The organism is Streptomyces sp. TLI_171, from assembly GCF_003610255.1.
GTDB lineage: Bacteria > Actinomycetota > Actinomycetes > Streptomycetales > Streptomycetaceae > Kitasatospora.
The window spans coordinates 3,403,955-3,419,619 of the sequence record NZ_RAPS01000001.1 but is presented as its reverse complement, the minus strand read 5'-3'; the positions used below and the strand labels follow the sequence as shown (position 1 = coordinate 3,419,619).

Genomic DNA, 15,665 nt, shown 5'->3' with positions numbered 1-15,665 from the left:
CGTGACCAGCCCTTCCGACCGCCCGCTCGACGACTGCCTCGACGCCTTCTGGGAGGGCGAGTTCACCCTCCGCCCGCCCGATGCGCCTGCTGAGCCGCCGGCCCCCGCGCTCGACGCCCTCGGGCCCGACGAACTCGCCGCGCTGCTCGCCCCCGCCTACCGCCGCCTGACCGAAGGCGGCTGAGCGCGCCTCCGGCCGGGCTCAGGCCAGGAACCCGTCCACCAGCGCGGCGAACGCGGCCGGCCGGTCCACCCAGGGCCGGTGCCCGGCGCCGTCGAGGACTTCGAGCCGGGCCCGCGGGTGGCAGTCCGCGACCAGCCTCGCCGGGACGGTGCCGATCAGGCCGTCGAGCGCCCCGGCCACCACCAGCACCGGCATCGGCACCGGCCGGGGCGTGCCCGCGCTCGCGTAGAACGCCTCCCGCATCCACGGTGCGGCCGGCGCCAGCTCCGGATCGAACGCCGCGGCCCGCGCCCGCTCGTCCCAACTGCCCCAGAAGAACGGAGTGATCCGCCGGGACAGCGCGGCCACGTCACCCTCGCCCGCGGCCAACAGCCGCTCCGCCTCCGCCGCGTCCGGGTACCAGGGCAGCCCGGCCCGCCCCGCCCTGATCGCCGCCAGCTCCGCCCCGTCCGGCTCCCGGGCCGCCCGCCCGACCGGCGTCACCAGCACCAACGACCGCACCCGTGACGGGAATTCGGCCGCGTACGCCTGCGCGGTGAGCGCCCCCGCCGAGTGGCCCAGCAGATCGAACGACTCCACCCCGAGCCGCTCGCGCAGCGCCTCCAGGTCCTTCACCTGCTCCCCGAACGCACAACTCGCCCGCTCCACCGGCACCCCGGACCGCCCGCACCCGCGCGGATCCAGCCGCACCAGCCGCCGCCCGGTGTCCAGCCCGCCCAGCGACCCCAGGTAGCGCGCATCCATGCCCGGGCCGCCCGGCAGCGCCACCAGCGGTGCCCCGTCGCCGAGCTGCTCGAAGTACAGGTCCGTCCCGTCGTGCGCCGTGAAGATCGTCATGCGCGGATGGTGCCACGCCCCGCCCCCGACCGGCCCGGAATTCCACCCGCCGGTCAGAGCAGCCCGTGGTCGGCGAGCACCCGCGCCAGTCCGGACGCGCCGCGGTGGTGGTGCCCGTGCATGCCGACCGCCGCGGCGGCCGCGACGTTGGCGGCGCTGTCGTCGACGAACAGGCACCGCCCCACCGGCACCCCGGCCCGCTCCGCCGCCACCCGGTACACCCGCTCGTCCGGCTTGGCGAACCCCAGCCGGGCGGTGTTGACCACGGCGTCCGCCGCCCTGTCCAACCCGAGCGCGACAAGGTCGGCTTCCAGCCGGGTGGTGCCGTTGGACACCAGCACCACCGGCACGCTGCGCCGCGCCGCGGTGAGCAGCGCCAGCACCTCCAGGTCCGGCTCCGACGGCTGCCGCCCCCAGGCCGCGACGACCGCCGCGGCCCGCTCGGCGGACCCGCACACCGAGGTCAGATCTTCGGCGACGCCCGCCCGCCACTGCTCGTCCGTCACCTGCCCGGTCACCGCCGGCAACAGCCGCTCCGCGCGGAACGCGGCCCCGGCCACCGTCCCGGGCGCCAACCCGTGCGCGAGGTCCACCTCCGCCAGCTCCGCCCAGATTCGCAGCACCCCGTCCACGTCGCACAGCACCGCACCGACCTGGCGCTCCGTCATCCCCGCCGCCCTCTCCCGATTCGTCCGATGGCCGCCCCCACCCTGCGGCAGAATCGCCGCCGTGGCCACCCCCGCCCGGCACTCGAACGCGCCGGCCGCCCACGCCGCGCTGCTCGACCGCCACCGGGCGCCGACGACTCCGGACCCTGGCGCCTGCGCGCCCACCCGGTAGAGCAGCCGACCCGGCTCCGCTGCACCCTCGCCGACTTCCACGCCACCGCCGTCCCCGTCTCCACCCCGGGCCGGTTCGACTTCGGTCCGGGGCTCACGGTCGCCGGCGGGGCCCCCGAAGGGGCCTGACACGCCCGGCTTGCAGTCGCTAGCAACGTGCTTGCAATTGCAAGCGCCGCGAGGCAGACTGCCCATATGGCGTCACTGAACGTGGGCTCGCTCGGCGAGTACATCCGGGAGCAGCGGCGGAGCGCGCAGTACTCGCTGCGGCAACTCGCCGACGCGGCCGGGGTGTCCAATCCGTACCTGAGCCAGATCGAGCGCGGGCTGCGCAAGCCCAGCGCGGAGATCCTCCAGCAGATCGCCAAGGCGTTGCGGATCTCGGCGGAGACGCTGTACGTGCAGGCCGGGATCCTGGAGGAGCGGGACGAGCAGGGGCCTGGCCTGCGGGCCGCGATCCTCGCCGATCCGCTGATCAACGAGCGGCAGAAGCAGGCCCTGCTGGCGGTGTACGAGGCGTTCCTGAAGGAGAACCAGGGCGTCGCCCGCCCGGCGGAGGGCCCCGCCGCCGACCCGACCGAACCTGCGGGCGCCGAACCCGCGTGACCTGCGCCCCGCGCGACCCGACCGCGCGGCGCCACCCCGACCGGAGGACCGACATGCCGATCAGCGACGACATCAAGAAGACCCTCAGCGACCCGACCCCGCTGTACGCCCTGGCCGGCGCCGGCGACCTGGCGTACGAGAAGCTCCGCGAGGTCCCCGCCCAGCTGGAGGCGCTGGCCGCCGACCGCAAGGGCACGCAGGAGAAGGCCGCCGCCGCCCTGCAGGACGCCGGCACCGCGCTGGCCGACGCGCAGGCGAAGGTCACCGAGGCGGTCACCGCGCTGCCCACCGATGTGAAGGAACTCCAGGCCAAGGCGCAGGAGTTCGCGATGCAGCAGGTCGGCCGGGCGCTGGAGTTCGCGGTCAAGGCCAAGGAGGTCTACGACGAGCTCGCGGTCCGCGGCCGCACCGTGGTGGACGCCGCCAACGCCCCGCAGGCCGGGCAGCCCGCCGCCGGGTCCGAGGCCGAGCCGGAGGTCGAGGAGGTCGTGGTCGCCGAGGTGCTGGTGGACGAGGAGCCGCTGGCGAAGCCGGCCGCGAAGAAGACCGCCCGGGCCCGGAAGAGCGCCGCCGCCGACTCCGCGGAGTGACCCGCCGGCGGTGCGGGCGGGAACGCCGCGCCGCCGGGCACCGTTGACTCCGGCAGAGCCCGTGCCAGGATGGGAACAGAGAGTGAGGAGCCCCAGGTGCAGTTCTTGAACATCCACCTGCTGAACCCGTTCTGGTGGTTGGCCACGGCGATCATCTGCTTCAAGGCGTTCGCGTTCGTCGACGCCGCGTTCCGCCGCGAGGACGCCTACCGGGCCGCCGACAAGAAGACCAAGACCTTCTGGGTGGTGGTCCTGGGCCTGGCCCTCGGCGCCGACCTGCTGTTCGGGGCCAACCCGGTGACGGGCCTGCTGACGCTGATCGGCCTGGTCGCCGCGATCGTCTACGTGGTGGACGTCCGCCCCGCGATCAAGCTGCTCACCGACGGCCGCGGCCGGGGCGGCGGCCGCAGCAACTCGGGCCCCTACGGCCCCTGGTGACCTCGGCACGGTGACGACGAAGGAGGGCGGTCCCCGCGGGGACCGCCCTCCTTCGTCGTCACTTCGGCCGACGGACCGTCAGCCCATGACCACCGGAACCGGGTTGCGTTCCAGCAGCAGCACCGCGACGTCGTCGGTGAGCGCACCGCCGTTCAGCTCCTCGACCTCGGCGATCGCCGAGTCCACCAGCCGGCCCCGGCTCAGCCCGGCGGCCTGGTGGTCGGCGATCAGCTCGATCAGGCCCTCCTGGCCCAGCCGCGGCGAACCCGCGCCGACCTTTCCCTCGACCAGGCCGTCGGTGTACAGCAGCAGGCGCCAGCCGGGGGCCAGCTCCAGCCGCTGCGCGGGCCAGGACGAGTGGGTGGTGTCGCAGGGCAGCAGACCGAGCGCCGGACCGGCCTGCTCGGACGGCAGCAGCACCGGCGCGTCCGGCCCGAGCAGCAGCGGCGCGGGGTGCCCGGCCAAGTAGAGCTGCGCGGACTCGGGGCCGGTCCCGTTCTCGGCGGGCGGGTCGAGCACCACCATGCACAGCGTCGCGAAGATCTCGTCGCTGCGGCGCTCGTGCTCCAGCACGTGCTGCAGGGTGGTGAGCAGCTGCTGGCCGGTGAGGCCGGCGAAGACCAGCGTCCGCCACGCTATCCGCAGTGCGACGCCGAGCGCGGCCTCGTCCGGGCCGTGGCCGCAGACGTCGCCGATCACCACGTGCACCCGGCCGTCGCCGGTGCGGACCGCGTCGTAGAAGTCGCCGCCGAGCAGCGCGCGGCGCCGGCCGGGGCGGTAGCGACGGGTGAAGGCCAGGCCGGCGCCGTCCAGCAGCGGGGTGGGCAGCAGGTGGCGCTGCAGGCGGGCGTTCTCCTGGCCGCGGATCTCCGCCTCGACCAGGCGGCGCTGCGACTCGTCGGCGCGCTTGCGCTCCACCGCGTAGCGCAGCGCGCGGGCCAGCAGCGGGCCGCCGGTGTCCTGCCGGACCAGGAAGTCCTGCGCGCCGGCGGCGACCGCGGCCGCGCCGAGCTCGGCCCCGGCGGCGTCGGTCAGCACCACCACGGCGGTGTGCGGGGCGCGCTGGAGCAGTTCGCGCAGCCCGTCCAGGCCGTCGTTGCCGGGCGGCAGTTCGCCGGGCGCGCCCAGGTCGAGCAGCACGCACTGGAAGTCGACGTACCGGTGCCCGCGCCGGCCGGTGCCGGGCGTGGGCGGCAGCAGGGCGATCGCCTCGCGGACGCCGTCGACCCGGTGCAGCTCGGTGTGCTCGCCGAGCTCGGCGGTCAGCGACTCGAACAGCTGGTGCTCCGGGCCGTCGTTCTCGATCACCAGGACCCGGAACTCGGCGGCGGCCCGGGCGGGCTCGCCGGCCGCCGGGGTGGCGCGCGGATGCGGTATCGGCGCCGTGGCCGTGGCGCGGCCGCGTCCGTTGTGGGCGCGGTTGCTGCGGCTGCGTTCGGCGGCACCGGCGCTCGCGGTCGCGTCGGGTGCCCGCCCGTCTCCCGTAGCGGGCATCGGTCGGTCCTTCCTTTCCCCGACAGGCCAACGGCTGGTGTCCGTCCGCGGTGCCCGTGTGGCACCGGGCATCGGGGGGCTTCCCGCGACCATAACGTGATCTCCGAGGATTTCTTCGACTGAGCGGCGCCGATGTGGTTATTGCCACGCGTCCGGTGGCGGCCCTGCGCAGGGTTTCCGCTTTCGCAGGTGCGGAGTTGACTGGAGATGAGGAGCGGTGACACAGATCACGCTGGTGCAGGGTGACATCACGGATCAGCAGGTGGACGTGGTGGTGAACGCCGCCAACTCGTCCCTGCTGGGAGGCGGCGGGGTGGACGGGGCGATCCACCGCAGGGGCGGACCGGAGATCCTCGCGGACTGCCGCCGGCTGCGCGCCTCGCACTACGGCAAGGGCCTGCCGGTCGGCCGGGCCGTGGCGACCACGGCGGGCCGGCTCCCGGCCCGCTGGGTGGTGCACACCGTGGGGCCGGTGTTCCGGGAGGAGAACCGCCGACAGCTCTCCGAGCTGCTGGCCTCGTGCTATCGGGAATCCCTTCGGGTCGCGGTGGAACTGGGTGCGCGGACGGTGGCCTTCCCGGCGATCTCCGCCGGGATCTTCGGCTGGCCGCTGGACGATGCCGCTCGGATCGCCCTGACGACCGCGGCCGAGGAGGGCTCCGACCTGGACGAGGTGCGTTTCGTGCTGTTCGGTGCCGAGTCGTACGGGACGTTCGAACGGGTGTGGGGAGAGCTCCGGGAGCCGGGGAGCTGACGGATGCTCAGGGGCGGTGCGACCGCTCGTGCGAACGCTCCCATGGTGGCGTGGCGGGGCGTCAACACGCCAGAGGAAATCGATAACTCGTTCGAGTGAACTATCGAACGGATGCTCGAACCGGGGGTTCGGTCTGCCACGGCGCCACGGCGCCACCGCGCCGGGCCCGGGCTACCGCGGGGCCAGCGCGGTCCAGTCCACCGTCAGCTCGCCCTGCCGCCGCCGGGCCGGCGCGTCCCGCAGCGGCCAGTCCGCGGCCAGCGCCGCGCACGCCGCCACCCAGCGCTGCCGCGCCCCGAACGCCCCCAGCGGGGCCGCCGCCGCCCACGCCCGGTCGAAGTCGCGCAGGAAGGCGTGCACCGGGCGGCCCGGCACGTTGTGGTGGATCAGCGCCTTCGGCAGCCGCTCCGCCAGGTCCGACGGCCGCTCCAGGCTGCCCAGCCGGGCCGCGAAGGTCACCGTCCGCGGCCCCTCCGGGCCGAGCGCCACCCAGACGTGCCGCCGGCCGATCTCGTCGCAGGTGCCCTCCACCAGCAGCCCGTCCGGCGCCAGCCGCCCGCACAGCCGCGCCCACACCTCGGCCACCCGGTCCTCGTCGTACTGCCGCAGCACGTTCGCCGCCCGGATCAGCTGGGCCCGCGCCCCGCCCGGCAGCGGCACCTCGAACCCGCCCCGGCGGAACTCCAGCAGCGGCGGCCGGGCGAACGGCTCCGCCGCCGCCACCCGGGCCGGGTCGATCTCGATCCCCACCACCCGCACGTCCGCCCGCACCGCCCGCAGCCGGGCCGACAGCTCCACCGCCGTCCACGGCGCCGCCCCGTACCCCAGGTCCACCGCCACCGGCGGCTGCACCGCCGCCCGCAGCGCCCGGCCCGCCGTGTGGGCGATCCACCGGTCCATCCGCCGCAGCCGATTGGTGTTCGTGGTCCCCCGGGTGATCGTCCCCACCGGCCGGCTCGACCGGCCCCGGGACGACGGCGTGTCGCTTGCGGCCATGGTCACCAAGCCTACGCAAGCCCGCCCCGGGGTCTGCGCCGCACCGGGAATACGGGGACGCACCGTTCCGGTTGGGACCCTTGACGCCCTACCGCCCGCAGCCTTCCCGCCGCGGGCGGCGGTGCGTGAGCAGCGAGAGAGACAGAGACGGGCAGCGCCCAGGGAGGCTTCCGCAGGTGACCCAACACCTCGTCCGCAGGCCCGGCAGCGAGTCGCGGTGGGCCCCGGCCCCCTCCCGCCCCCGCCGCCCGCGCCGGATCGCGATGCTCAGCGTCCACACGTCCCCGCTGCACCAGCCGGGCACCGGCGACGCGGGCGGCATGAACGTGTACATCGTGGAGCTGGCCAAGCGCCTCGCGGACCTGGACATCGAGGTCGAGGTGTTCACCCGCGCGGTCAGCTCGGAGGACGCGCCGACCGTCCAGCTCGCGCCCGGCGTGCTGGTCCGGCACGTCACCGCCGGGCCCTTCGAGGGGCTGCTGAAGGAGGACCTGCCGGCCCAGCTGTGCGCGTTCACCCACGGGGTGCTGCGCACCGAGGCCGGCCACCGCCCCGGCTACTACGACCTGGTGCACTCGCACTACTGGCTGTCCGGTCAGGTCGGCTGGCTGGCCGCGGAGCGCTGGGGCGTCCCGCTGGTGCACACCATGCACACCATGGCGAAGGTGAAGAACGCGGCGCTGGCGGAGGGCGACACCCCGGAGCCGGCCGCCCGGGTGATCGGCGAGACCCAGGTGGTGGGCGCCGCCGACCGGCTGATCGCCAACACCGCCGAGGAGGCCGCCGAGCTGGCCCACCACTACGAGGCGCGCCCCGAGCAGCTCGCGGTGGTGCACCCGGGCGTGAACCTCGACGTGTTCCGCCCGGGCGACCGGGCCGCCGCCCGGCACCGCCTGGGCCTGCCGCAGGACGCCGCGGTGCTGCTGTTCGCGGGCCGAATACAGCCGCTGAAGGCGCCGGACGTGCTGCTCAAGGCGGTCGCCCGGCTGCTGGAGCGCCACCCGGAGCTGCGCGAGCGACTGGTGGTGCCGGTGGTCGGCGGCCCGTCCGGCACCGGCCTGGCCCGCCCGGAGAGCCTGCACAAGCTCGCCGCCCAGCTCGGCATCAACGACGTGGTGCGCTTCCACCCGCCGGTCGGGCAGCAGCAGCTCGCCGACTGGTACCGGGCGGCCACCGCCCTGGTGATGCCCTCGCACAGCGAGTCCTTCGGCCTGGTCGCGCTGGAGGCGCAGGCCTGCGGCACCCCGGTGGTCGCGGCGGCGGTCGGCGGCCTGCCGGTCGCGGTGCGCGGCGGCGTCACGGGCACCCTGGTGCCGGGCCACGACCCGGACGCCTGGGCGCAGGCGCTGCTCCCGTACGCCACCGACCGGGGGCTGACGGTGGTCCGCGGCGCGGCGGCGGCCCGGCACGCGGCGGAGTTCGGCTGGCTGACCGCGGCCGGCGCCACCGCCGAGGTGTACACCGGGGCGATGTCCGGCGCCCGCCTGGCGGCCCGTCCCTGACGGGGGCTCAGCGGGCGCGGCGCGCGGGGTGATCGAGCCGACACCCCGTTCGGCCGCGGCAGGCCCTAGCGTGGTCCCCATGGCCGCCAAGGACGACGCACGCACCCTCCTCGCCTCCGCCCTCGACGAGGCCGGTGTGGCCTGGGAGCCCGCCCCCGGGGACGGCTACACCCTGGTGGCCTCGCTGCCCGGCACCCGCAAGCTGTCCACGGCCTGCGCGCTGCGGATCGGCGACCACACCCTGTCGGTGAACGCCTTCGTGATCCGCCGCCCGGACGAGAACCACGAGGGCGTCTACCGCTGGCTGCTGGAGCGCAACACCCGGATGTACGGGATGGCGTACGCGATCGACCGGCTCGGCGACGTGTACCTGGCGGGCCGGCTGCCGCTGGAGGCGCTGACCGCGGACGCGGTGGACCGGCTGCTCGGAACGGTGCTGGAGAACGCCGACGAGCCGTTCAACACCCTGCTGGAGCTGGGCTTCGCGACCGCGATCCGGCGCGAGTGGGAGTGGCGGACCAAGCGCGGCGAGTCCACCCGCAATCTGACCGCGTTCGCGCACCTGGCGAGCGAGAACCCTCCCGCCGAGGGCTGATCCGGGTATCCTCCCGCCCGGGGAGGACACCAATGGATGCTGAAACCGCCGTCGCGCAACGGAAGTTGGCGTGGCTGGAGACCGAGCTGGCGGCCGAGCTGAAGGAACGCCGGCGCCGCCGCGACTGGGACCGCCGCCGGGCGCTGACCCTGCAGATGGCCACCGTCAGCCTGTCGGCGCTGGTCACCGTGCTGCTCGGGCTGAAGGTCGGCGAACCCTCCGCCACCCGGTTCGCCGACGCCGCGCTGGTCTCCGGCGCGCTGGTCACCGTGCTGGCCGCCTGGGCCGCGTTCTTCGGCTACCGCACGCTGTGGATCCAGCGCTCCGACACCGTGCACCGGCTGACCTCGCTGCGCCGCCGGCTCGCCCTGCTGAAGGCCGAGTACGGCGAGGCCGTGCCGGACCCGGTCCGGCTGGCGGCGCTGATCGACGAGTACCAGGCGATCCTGGAGGACGACCACGACTCCTGGGTCCGGCTGCGGCAGAGCGAGGTCGGCGGCTCGGCGACCTGACACCCGCTCAGGCGGTCGCGACCGCCGCCTCCCGCACCGGCTCCGCCTCGTCCGCCGGACGGGGCCGGCGGCGGCCGATCGCCACGAACGCGACGGCGGCCAGCGTCCCCGCGACGGCGCAGGCGCCCCACAGCGCCCAGCTGCCCGCGAGCTGCAGCAGCAGGCCGCCGGCGAGCGGGCCGAGGAAGGACGCCAGCGACCAGGACAGCGAGTAGACGCCCTGGTAGCGGCCGCGCGCCGCGGCCGGGGAGTGCTCGGCGACCAGCGCCATCATGGTCGGGGCGTTGACGATCTCGCCGATCGTCCAGACCGCCACCGTCAGGGCGTAGAGCGCCGTCGAGGAGCCGGCCACCGCGGTCAGGCCGAAGCCCCAGCCGGTCAGCAGCGCGCCCACGACCAGCAGGGCGGTGCGGTCGCGGCCCTCCATCAGCCGGGTGAGCGGCAGTTGGAGCAGCACGATCAGCAGGCCGTTCAGGCTGATCACCAGGCCGTACTGGGCGGCGGAGACGCCGTGCCGGCCCATGTCCACCGCCAGGGTGGTGGAGCCCTGCTGGACGACCAGCGCGAGCAGCAGGTTCACGCCGACCACGGCCATGAACGGCCCGTCCCGGAACACCGTGCCCAGGCCGATCGCCGGAGCGGAGCGCTGCGCGGAGGCCGCGTTCGGCTCCGGCTGCGTCTCGGGGACCTTCGCGAACACCACCACCGCGCACAGCAGGGTGGTCAGCGCGTCCAGCAGGAACAGCGTCAGGTAGCCGTGCGCGGCGATCAGTCCGGCGACCGCGGCGGAGGCGCCGAAGCCGATGTTGATCGCCCAGTAGTTGAGCGAGTAGGCACGCACCCGGTCCGCGGCCGGCACCAGGTCGGCGATCATCGCGGAGACCGCCGGGCGGGAGGCGTTGTTGGCCAGGCCGACCAGGAAGGCCACCGCGGCGATCGCCACCGGCCCGTCGGTGAAGCCAAGCACCGCGGTGAACAGCGCCGTCGCCAGCTGCGCCGCCAGCAGGGTGGGCCGCCGCCCGAGCCGGTCGGTGAGCACTCCGGCGCCGAGCGCGGCCACCGCCGAGCCCAGCCCGAACAGCGCCGCCACCAGGCCGACGTAGGCGGGGGAGTAGTGGCGCTCGGCGGTCAGGTACATGGACAGGAAGGTCACCACGAAGCCGCCGAGGCGGTTCACCAGGGTCGACGTCCACAGCCACCAGAACTGGCGCGGGAGCCCGCCCCCGGCTCTGCGGGCCTCGGCGACCAGACGGGCGGTCAGCGGCATGGCGGCTCCCGGGCGATGGAGAAAGTAAGTGGCAAAATCGCTTAAAGCACATTACCCGGAGCGTGGACGCCCCGGTCAACGGAATTTCCGCTCCACTAGGCTGGCCCCATGGCTGACACGACCTATCGCTTGATCCTGCTCCGCCACGGCGAGAGCCAGTGGAACCAGAAGAACCTGTTCACCGGTTGGGTCGACGTCGACCTCAACGAGAAGGGCGAGAAGGAGGCGGCCCGCGGCGGCGAGCTGCTGCTCGCCGAGGGCCTGCTGCCGGACGTGCTGCACACCTCGCTGCTGCGCCGCGCGATCCGCACCTCGCAGATCGCCCTGGACAAGACCGACCGCCACTGGATCCCGGTCCGTCGCAGCTGGCGCCTGAACGAGCGCCACTACGGCGCCCTGCAGGGCAAGGGCAAGGCCCAGACCCTCGCCGAGTTCGGCGAGGAGCAGTTCCAGCTCTGGCGCCGCTCGTACGACACCCCGCCGCCGGTGCTGTCCGACGACTCCGAGTACTCCCAGGCCGGCGACGCCCGCTACGCCGAGATCCCCTCGGAGCTGCGCCCCCGCACCGAGTGCCTCAAGGACGTCGTCGAGCGGATGCTCCCCTACTGGTACGACGCCATCGTGCCGGACCTGGCCGAGAACAAGACCGTCCTGGTGACCGCCCACGGCAACAGCCTGCGCGCCCTGGTCAAGCACCTCGACGGCATCTCCGACGAGGCCATCGCCGGCCTCAACATCCCCACCGGCATCCCGCTCGTCTACGAGCTCGACGCCGACTTCAAGCCGCTCACCCCGGGTGGCCGCTACCTCGACCCCGAGGCCGCCGCGGCCGCCATCGAGGCCGTGAAGAACCAGGGCAAGAAGTAAGCAGCACCCCTCGCCCTCACCCAGCTCAGCCCCCTGCCCGGCGCAACGACGCCCCGGCCCAGGGGGCTGTCCCGTTTGCTGGCGGGTCGTCAACTTCCGTGCGGCGCACCGTGGTTCCCGATTGGTTCAGACCATTGACGGGGGCCGTGGCGGCTTCTAGCGTGGAGCCACTGTCGGCGCGGGCATGACAATCGGGTCGCCCCCACGCGACCCGTCCGCATGCCCGCGGCCATGTACTCCATCCACCCCACGGAGGAGCACCATGCGCAAGCGCAACATCCTGGCGGTCGGCCTCGCCGCCGCCGCCGCGACCCTGGCCACCGCGATCCCGGCCAGCTCGCACGGGTTCATCACGACCCCGCCCAGCCGGGCCGGGCTGTGCGGGGCCGGCATCGTGAAGAAGTGCGGCCAGATCCAGTGGGAGCCGCAGAGCGTCGAGGGGCCGAAGGGCTTCCCGGCCGCCGGTCCCGCGGACGGCAAGCTGTGCGCCGGCGGCGACGCCCGGTGGGCGCCGCTGGACGACCCGCGGGCCGGCGGCTGGCCGACCACCAAGGTGACGGCCGGTCAGCAGCTGACGCTCACCTGGAGCATCGAGGCGCGGCACGCCACCACCTCGTTCCGGTACTTCATCACCAAGCCCGGCTACGACGCGACCACCAAGCTCACCCGGGCGAACCTCGACCCGACCCCGATCCTGACCGTGCCGATGGGCGGCAAGCAGCCCCCGGCCACGCTCAGCCACACCGCGACCCTGCCCGCCGGCCTGACCGGTCACCAGGTGATCCTGGCCGTCTGGGACATCGCGGACACCGGCAACGCCTTCTACCAGTGCATGGACGTCACCTTCTGACGCACCACGGGGGCCGGGCACCCAGGTGCCCGGCCCCCGCTCGCGCGCACGGTCAGTGGCCGCCGCAGCAGCCGCCGGTCGCGCCGCCGCACTGGCAGGGCGCACCGGACTGGCAGCCGCAGCCGCAGCCCGGGCCGCAGCCGCAGCCGGCCGCCAGGATCGGCAGGAGTTCGGCCGCGGCCGGAGTGACCGGGCTCGGCGGGGCGGTGGTCGGGGTGCCGGTCGTCTTCATGGCGCTGCCTCCTCGTCCGGGCGGAGCCGGGCAGCCCGATGGACGCCCGTCCCTTCGAGTGAAACCCCCCGGTCGACGGTGCGTCAACGGGCGCGCGGGGGCGGCTCTCCCGCCCCCGTGCGCCCCCTGCGGAGCCCCGTCCGGGACGGCTACTCGGCCGACTCGGCGGTGGCCTTGAAGTCGTCCACGTGCTCGCCGGTCACCAGGAACACCACGCGCTTGGCGACCGAGACCGCGTGGTCCGCGAAGCGCTCGTAGTAGCGGCCGACCAGGGTGACGTCCACCGCGGTCTCGATGCCGTGGTGCCAGCGGTCGTCCAGCAGGTGCGAGAACAGCTCGCGGTGCAGGGCGTCGATCGCGTCGTCGTCCGCCTCCAGCTCCAGCGCCTTGTCCACGTCCTTGGTGGCGATCACCAGGCCGGCCTTGGCGACCAGGCGCTGGGCCAGCTGGCCCATCTCCAGCACGATGGGGTGCAGGTCGTTCGGGACGGCGGTCTCCGGGTAGCGCAGCCGCGCCACCTTGGCAACGTGCCGGGCCAGGTCGCCGCAGCGCTCCAGGTCGGAGCTCATCCGCAGCGAGGTGACCACGATCCGCAGGTCGGTGGCGACCGGCTGCTGGCGGGCCAGCAGGTCGATGGCCCGGTTCTCCAGGTCGTGGTGCAGGGTGTTGACCTTCTCGTCGGCGGCGATCACGCTCTCCGCCAGTTCGAGGTCCGCGTCGAGCAGCGCCGTGGTGGCCCGTCCCATCGCCGAGCCGACCAGGCGGGCCATTTCGACCAGGCCGTCGCTGATCGAGTCGAGTTCCTCGTGGTACGCGTCGCGCATGCGCTCTTCTCCTCCAGTACCGGTGTCGGTGGCGGTGCCGACCGGACGCCCGGGACCGACCCGCCGGAGGGCGGGCCGCGCGGGCGGCCGCTGCTGGTGGCGCGAATGGTAGCCGCGCCACCGCCCACACGGGCTTGCTCGGCCCAGACTGAGCCGTTCGGGCGACCTCCCACGGCCTCGGCGGTGAACCCGCAGCAGCGTGAAGGTGAATTCTCGGCAACGCCCGGCGGATGCCTTGATCGCACCCTTACGGAGCGCGCCCGAGCACCATTTACGCTGACAGGCATGGACGTGAACGTGGCCGCCGCTGCAGCCTGCGCCATAGCCGGGCTCGGCGTCGGCCTCACCGCCTCCATCGCCTTCCGCTGGAGCGAGCGCGAGCAGGCGAGGGGGCGAAGCGGCAAGAACTCGACCCAGGAACCGGAGCAGGAGCCCGCGCTGCCCCCCGGCGTGGACACCGTGCTCTCGGTGCTGCGCTCCTGCGCGATCGTGCTCGGCGAGGGCGACGAGGTGGTCAAGGCCTCCTCGGCCGCCTACTCGATGGGCCTGGTCCGCGGCGGGAGGGTGGCGGTGGAGCGGATGCTCTCGCTCGCCCGCTCCACCCGCCGGGACGGCGAGATCCGGCAGGCCGAGCTGGAGCTGACCCGCCCCGGCGCCTCGGCCCGCACCGCCGAGCCGCTGGCGGTCTCGGTCCGGGTCGCCCCGCTCGGCTCCCGGCTGGTGCTGGTGCTGGTCGAGGACCGCACCGAGCGCCGCCGGATCGAGGCGATCCGCCGCGACTTCGTGGCGAACGTCTCGCACGAGCTGAAGACCCCGGTCGGCGCGCTCTCGCTGCTCTCCGAGGCGGTCGCGGACGCCTCCGACGACCCGGAGGCGGTGCAGCGCTTCGCCGGTCGGATGCAGGTCGAGGCGACCCGGCTGGCCAGCCTGGTGCAGGAGATCATCGACCTGTCCCGGGTCCAGGACGACCAGCTCAAGACCGACCCCGAGCCGGTCTCGGTGGACGAGCTGATCGGCGAGGCGATCGACCGCTGCCGGCAGACCGCCGCGGCCAAGCAGATCGTCATCGCCTCGGGCGGCACCACCGGCCTCTACCTGGTCGGCAACCGCGGCCAGCTGGCCGCCGCCCTCGGCAACCTGGTGGAGAACGCGGTGAACTACAGCCCGCCGCGCACCAGGGTCGCCATCGCCACCCGCCGGATCTCCAGCGCCGCGGCGCTGGGCGAGGCGGACGGCGAGCTGATCGAGATCTCGGTGACCGACCAGGGCATCGGCATCTCGGAGAAGGACCGCGAGCGGATCTTCGAACGCTTCTACCGGGTGGACCCCGCCCGCTCCCGCCTCACCGGTGGCACCGGCCTCGGCCTGTCCATCGTCAAGCACGTCGCCGCCTCGCACCGCGGCACCGTGTCGGTGTGGAGCGTCGAGGGCCAGGGTTCCACCTTCACTCTGCGGCTCCCCGCCGGGCAGGCCCCGGTCGAGGACCCCGAAAACCACGCAGCAACCACACTTCCTGCCCCGGAGGCCCGATCGTGACCCGAGTACTGGTGGTCGAGGACGAGGAGTCGTTCAGCGACGCCCTGTCGTACATGCTGCGCAAGGAGGGCTTCGAGGTGGCGGTCGCCGCCACCGGGCCCGACGCGCTGGAGCAGTTCGAGCGCAACGGAGCCGACCTCGTCCTGCTCGACCTGATGCTGCCCGGCCTGCCCGGCACCGAGGTCTGCCGCCAGCTGCGGGTCCGCTCCAACGTCCCGGTGATCATGGTCACCGCGAAGGACAGCGAGATCGACAAGGTGGTCGGCCTGGAGATAGGAGCCGACGACTACGTCACCAAGCCGTACTCCACCCGCGAGCTGGTGGCCCGCATCCGCGCGGTGCTCCGCCGCCGCGGCGAGGACGGCGGCGCCGACGGCGCGGCCGCCCCGGGCGCGCTGGAGGCCGGTCCGGTCCGGATGGACGTCGACCGGCACGTGGTGACGGTGGACGGCGCCAAGGTCGACCTGCCGCTGAAGGAGTTCGACCTGCTGGAGATGCTGCTGCGCAACGCGGGCCGGGTGCTGACCCGGATGCAGCTGATCGACCGGGTCTGGGGCGCGGACTACGTCGGCGACACCAAGACCCTGGACGTTCACGTCAAGCGCCTGCGGGCGAAGATCGAGCCGGACCCGGGCGCCCCGCGCTACCTGGTCACGGTCCGCGGCCTGGGCTACAAGTTCGAGCCGTAGGCCGCACCCGTCCGGACAGCGCGAAGGGGCCCCGCCGCGGCGGGGCCCCTTCG

Annotated in this window: 19 protein-coding genes; 12 read left to right on the top strand and 7 right to left on the bottom strand. The window is 74.3% G+C overall.

Features of this window, described 5'->3' with window-relative positions; genetic code table 11:
• Position 1 precedes the first annotated feature (1 nt).
• Positions 2–184, top strand: coding sequence for a hypothetical protein (locus BX266_RS15610; protein WP_099900337.1), 183 nt, complete (start codon positions 2–4; stop codon positions 182–184).
• An 18-nt stretch (positions 185–202) separates the two neighbouring features.
• Here BX266_RS15610 and BX266_RS15605 read toward each other — a convergent pair whose 3' ends face one another.
• Positions 203–1,021: an alpha/beta fold hydrolase gene (locus BX266_RS15605; protein ID WP_099900335.1), complete on the bottom strand. Its 819-nt coding sequence runs from the start codon at positions 1,019–1,021 to the stop codon at positions 203–205.
• A gap of 53 nt (positions 1,022–1,074) precedes the next feature.
• Positions 1,075–1,689, bottom strand: coding sequence for an HAD family hydrolase (locus BX266_RS15600; RefSeq protein ID WP_099900333.1), 615 nt, complete (start codon positions 1,687–1,689; stop codon positions 1,075–1,077).
• Between the two features lie 366 nt (positions 1,690–2,055).
• Between BX266_RS15600 and BX266_RS15590 the strand changes: the two genes are divergently transcribed.
• From BX266_RS15590 to BX266_RS15580, 3 genes are all read left to right on the top strand, one after another.
• Positions 2,056–2,466: a helix-turn-helix domain-containing protein gene (locus tag BX266_RS15590; RefSeq protein ID WP_099900331.1), complete on the top strand. Its 411-nt coding sequence runs from the start codon at positions 2,056–2,058 to the stop codon at positions 2,464–2,466.
• Between the two features lie 53 nt (positions 2,467–2,519).
• Positions 2,520–3,056, top strand: a complete 537-nt coding sequence (locus BX266_RS15585) for a hypothetical protein (protein ID WP_143686936.1) — start codon at positions 2,520–2,522, stop codon at positions 3,054–3,056.
• Positions 3,057–3,152: 96 nt separating this feature from the next.
• Entirely contained in the window at positions 3,153–3,494 is a 342-nt protein-coding gene (locus BX266_RS15580; protein ID WP_259464713.1) for a DUF2516 family protein, read from the top strand.
• A 78-nt stretch (positions 3,495–3,572) separates the two neighbouring features.
• Here the strand turns inward: BX266_RS15580 and BX266_RS15575 are convergent, their stop codons facing one another.
• Positions 3,573–4,988 (bottom strand): PP2C family protein-serine/threonine phosphatase, encoded by a 1,416-nt coding sequence (locus BX266_RS15575; RefSeq protein WP_099900325.1) that lies wholly within the window; start codon positions 4,986–4,988, stop codon positions 3,573–3,575.
• Between the two features lie 217 nt (positions 4,989–5,205).
• Here BX266_RS15575 and BX266_RS15570 point away from each other — a divergent pair, with 217 nt between their 5' ends.
• On the top strand, positions 5,206–5,742 hold the full coding sequence (locus tag BX266_RS15570; RefSeq protein WP_099900323.1) for an O-acetyl-ADP-ribose deacetylase: 537 nt from the start codon (positions 5,206–5,208) through the stop codon (positions 5,740–5,742).
• A gap of 171 nt (positions 5,743–5,913) precedes the next feature.
• Here BX266_RS15570 and BX266_RS15565 read toward each other — a convergent pair whose 3' ends face one another.
• Complete coding sequence (locus BX266_RS15565; protein WP_099907910.1) at positions 5,914–6,738, bottom strand: SAM-dependent methyltransferase; 825 nt, start codon at positions 6,736–6,738, stop codon at positions 5,914–5,916.
• 176 nt (positions 6,739–6,914) lie between these two features.
• Between BX266_RS15565 and mshA the strand changes: the two genes are divergently transcribed.
• From mshA to BX266_RS15550, 3 genes are all read left to right on the top strand, one after another.
• On the top strand, positions 6,915–8,240 hold the full coding sequence (mshA, locus tag BX266_RS15560; RefSeq protein ID WP_099900321.1) for a D-inositol-3-phosphate glycosyltransferase: 1,326 nt from the start codon (positions 6,915–6,917) through the stop codon (positions 8,238–8,240).
• 79 nt (positions 8,241–8,319) lie between these two features.
• Positions 8,320–8,835, top strand: a complete 516-nt coding sequence (locus tag BX266_RS15555; protein ID WP_099900319.1) for a YbjN domain-containing protein — start codon at positions 8,320–8,322, stop codon at positions 8,833–8,835.
• 32 nt (positions 8,836–8,867) lie between these two features.
• Positions 8,868–9,347, top strand: a complete 480-nt coding sequence (locus BX266_RS15550; RefSeq protein WP_099900317.1) for an SLATT domain-containing protein — start codon at positions 8,868–8,870, stop codon at positions 9,345–9,347.
• Between the two features lie 7 nt (positions 9,348–9,354).
• Here the strand turns inward: BX266_RS15550 and BX266_RS15545 are convergent, their stop codons facing one another.
• Positions 9,355–10,614 carry an MFS transporter gene (locus BX266_RS15545; protein WP_099900315.1) on the bottom strand — a complete coding sequence of 420 codons (1,260 nt, stop codon included), beginning with the start codon at positions 10,612–10,614 and terminating at the stop codon, positions 9,355–9,357.
• Between the two features lie 108 nt (positions 10,615–10,722).
• Between BX266_RS15545 and BX266_RS15540 the strand changes: the two genes are divergently transcribed.
• Together BX266_RS15540 and BX266_RS15535 are read left to right on the top strand one after the other, a co-directional pair.
• Complete coding sequence (locus BX266_RS15540; protein WP_099900313.1) at positions 10,723–11,481, top strand: phosphoglyceromutase; 759 nt, start codon at positions 10,723–10,725, stop codon at positions 11,479–11,481.
• Positions 11,482–11,743: 262 nt separating this feature from the next.
• Positions 11,744–12,331, top strand: a complete 588-nt coding sequence (locus BX266_RS15535) for a lytic polysaccharide monooxygenase (protein ID WP_099900311.1) — start codon at positions 11,744–11,746, stop codon at positions 12,329–12,331.
• Between the two features lie 52 nt (positions 12,332–12,383).
• On the opposite strand, the gene BX266_RS15530 is transcribed toward BX266_RS15535, so the two are convergent.
• Positions 12,384–12,563, bottom strand: coding sequence for a hypothetical protein (locus BX266_RS15530; protein ID WP_099900309.1), 180 nt, complete (start codon positions 12,561–12,563; stop codon positions 12,384–12,386).
• 149 nt (positions 12,564–12,712) lie between these two features.
• The gene (gene phoU, locus BX266_RS15525) at positions 12,713–13,387 is read right to left on the bottom strand and encodes a phosphate signaling complex protein PhoU (RefSeq protein ID WP_099900307.1); all 675 of its coding nucleotides are present in this window, start codon (positions 13,385–13,387) and stop codon (positions 12,713–12,715) included.
• A 285-nt stretch (positions 13,388–13,672) separates the two neighbouring features.
• Between phoU and BX266_RS15520 the strand changes: the two genes are divergently transcribed.
• Both BX266_RS15520 and BX266_RS15515 read left to right on the top strand, forming a co-directional pair.
• Positions 13,673–14,923, top strand: a complete 1,251-nt coding sequence (locus BX266_RS15520; protein WP_099900305.1) for a cell wall metabolism sensor histidine kinase WalK — start codon at positions 13,673–13,675, stop codon at positions 14,921–14,923.
• A complete protein-coding gene (locus BX266_RS15515) occupies positions 14,920–15,612 on the top strand; it encodes a response regulator transcription factor (RefSeq protein ID WP_014136565.1) in 693 nt (230 codons plus the stop codon). The genes BX266_RS15520 and BX266_RS15515 overlap by 4 nt, the downstream gene beginning before the upstream one ends.
• Positions 15,613–15,665 lie beyond the last annotated feature (53 nt).

Bases quoted from the DNA above. Each gene is read 5' to 3' on its own strand.
- BX266_RS15565 (WP_099907910.1), bottom strand. From the start codon at position 6,738: ATGGCCGCAAGCGACACGCCGTCGTCCCGGGGCCGGTCGAGCCGGCCG.
- BX266_RS15555 (WP_099900319.1), top strand. From the start codon at position 8,320: ATGGCCGCCAAGGACGACGCACGCACCCTCCTCGCCTCCGCCCTCGAC.
- BX266_RS15585 (WP_143686936.1), top strand. From the start codon at position 2,520: ATGCCGATCAGCGACGACATCAAGAAGACCCTCAGCGACCCGACCCCG.
- BX266_RS15540 (WP_099900313.1), top strand. From the start codon at position 10,723: ATGGCTGACACGACCTATCGCTTGATCCTGCTCCGCCACGGCGAGAGC.
- phoU (WP_099900307.1), bottom strand. From the start codon at position 13,387: ATGCGCGACGCGTACCACGAGGAACTCGACTCGATCAGCGACGGCCTG.
- BX266_RS15545 (WP_099900315.1), bottom strand. From the start codon at position 10,614: ATGCCGCTGACCGCCCGTCTGGTCGCCGAGGCCCGCAGAGCCGGGGGC.
- BX266_RS15550 (WP_099900317.1), top strand. From the start codon at position 8,868: ATGGATGCTGAAACCGCCGTCGCGCAACGGAAGTTGGCGTGGCTGGAG.
- BX266_RS15535 (WP_099900311.1), top strand. From the start codon at position 11,744: ATGCGCAAGCGCAACATCCTGGCGGTCGGCCTCGCCGCCGCCGCCGCG.
- BX266_RS15575 (WP_099900325.1), bottom strand. From the start codon at position 4,988: ATGCCCGCTACGGGAGACGGGCGGGCACCCGACGCGACCGCGAGCGCC.
- BX266_RS15520 (WP_099900305.1), top strand. From the start codon at position 13,673: ATGGACGTGAACGTGGCCGCCGCTGCAGCCTGCGCCATAGCCGGGCTC.
- BX266_RS15600 (WP_099900333.1), bottom strand. From the start codon at position 1,689: ATGACGGAGCGCCAGGTCGGTGCGGTGCTGTGCGACGTGGACGGGGTG.
- BX266_RS15590 (WP_099900331.1), top strand. From the start codon at position 2,056: ATGGCGTCACTGAACGTGGGCTCGCTCGGCGAGTACATCCGGGAGCAG.
- BX266_RS15605 (WP_099900335.1), bottom strand. From the start codon at position 1,021: ATGACGATCTTCACGGCGCACGACGGGACGGACCTGTACTTCGAGCAG.
- BX266_RS15530 (WP_099900309.1), bottom strand. From the start codon at position 12,563: ATGAAGACGACCGGCACCCCGACCACCGCCCCGCCGAGCCCGGTCACT.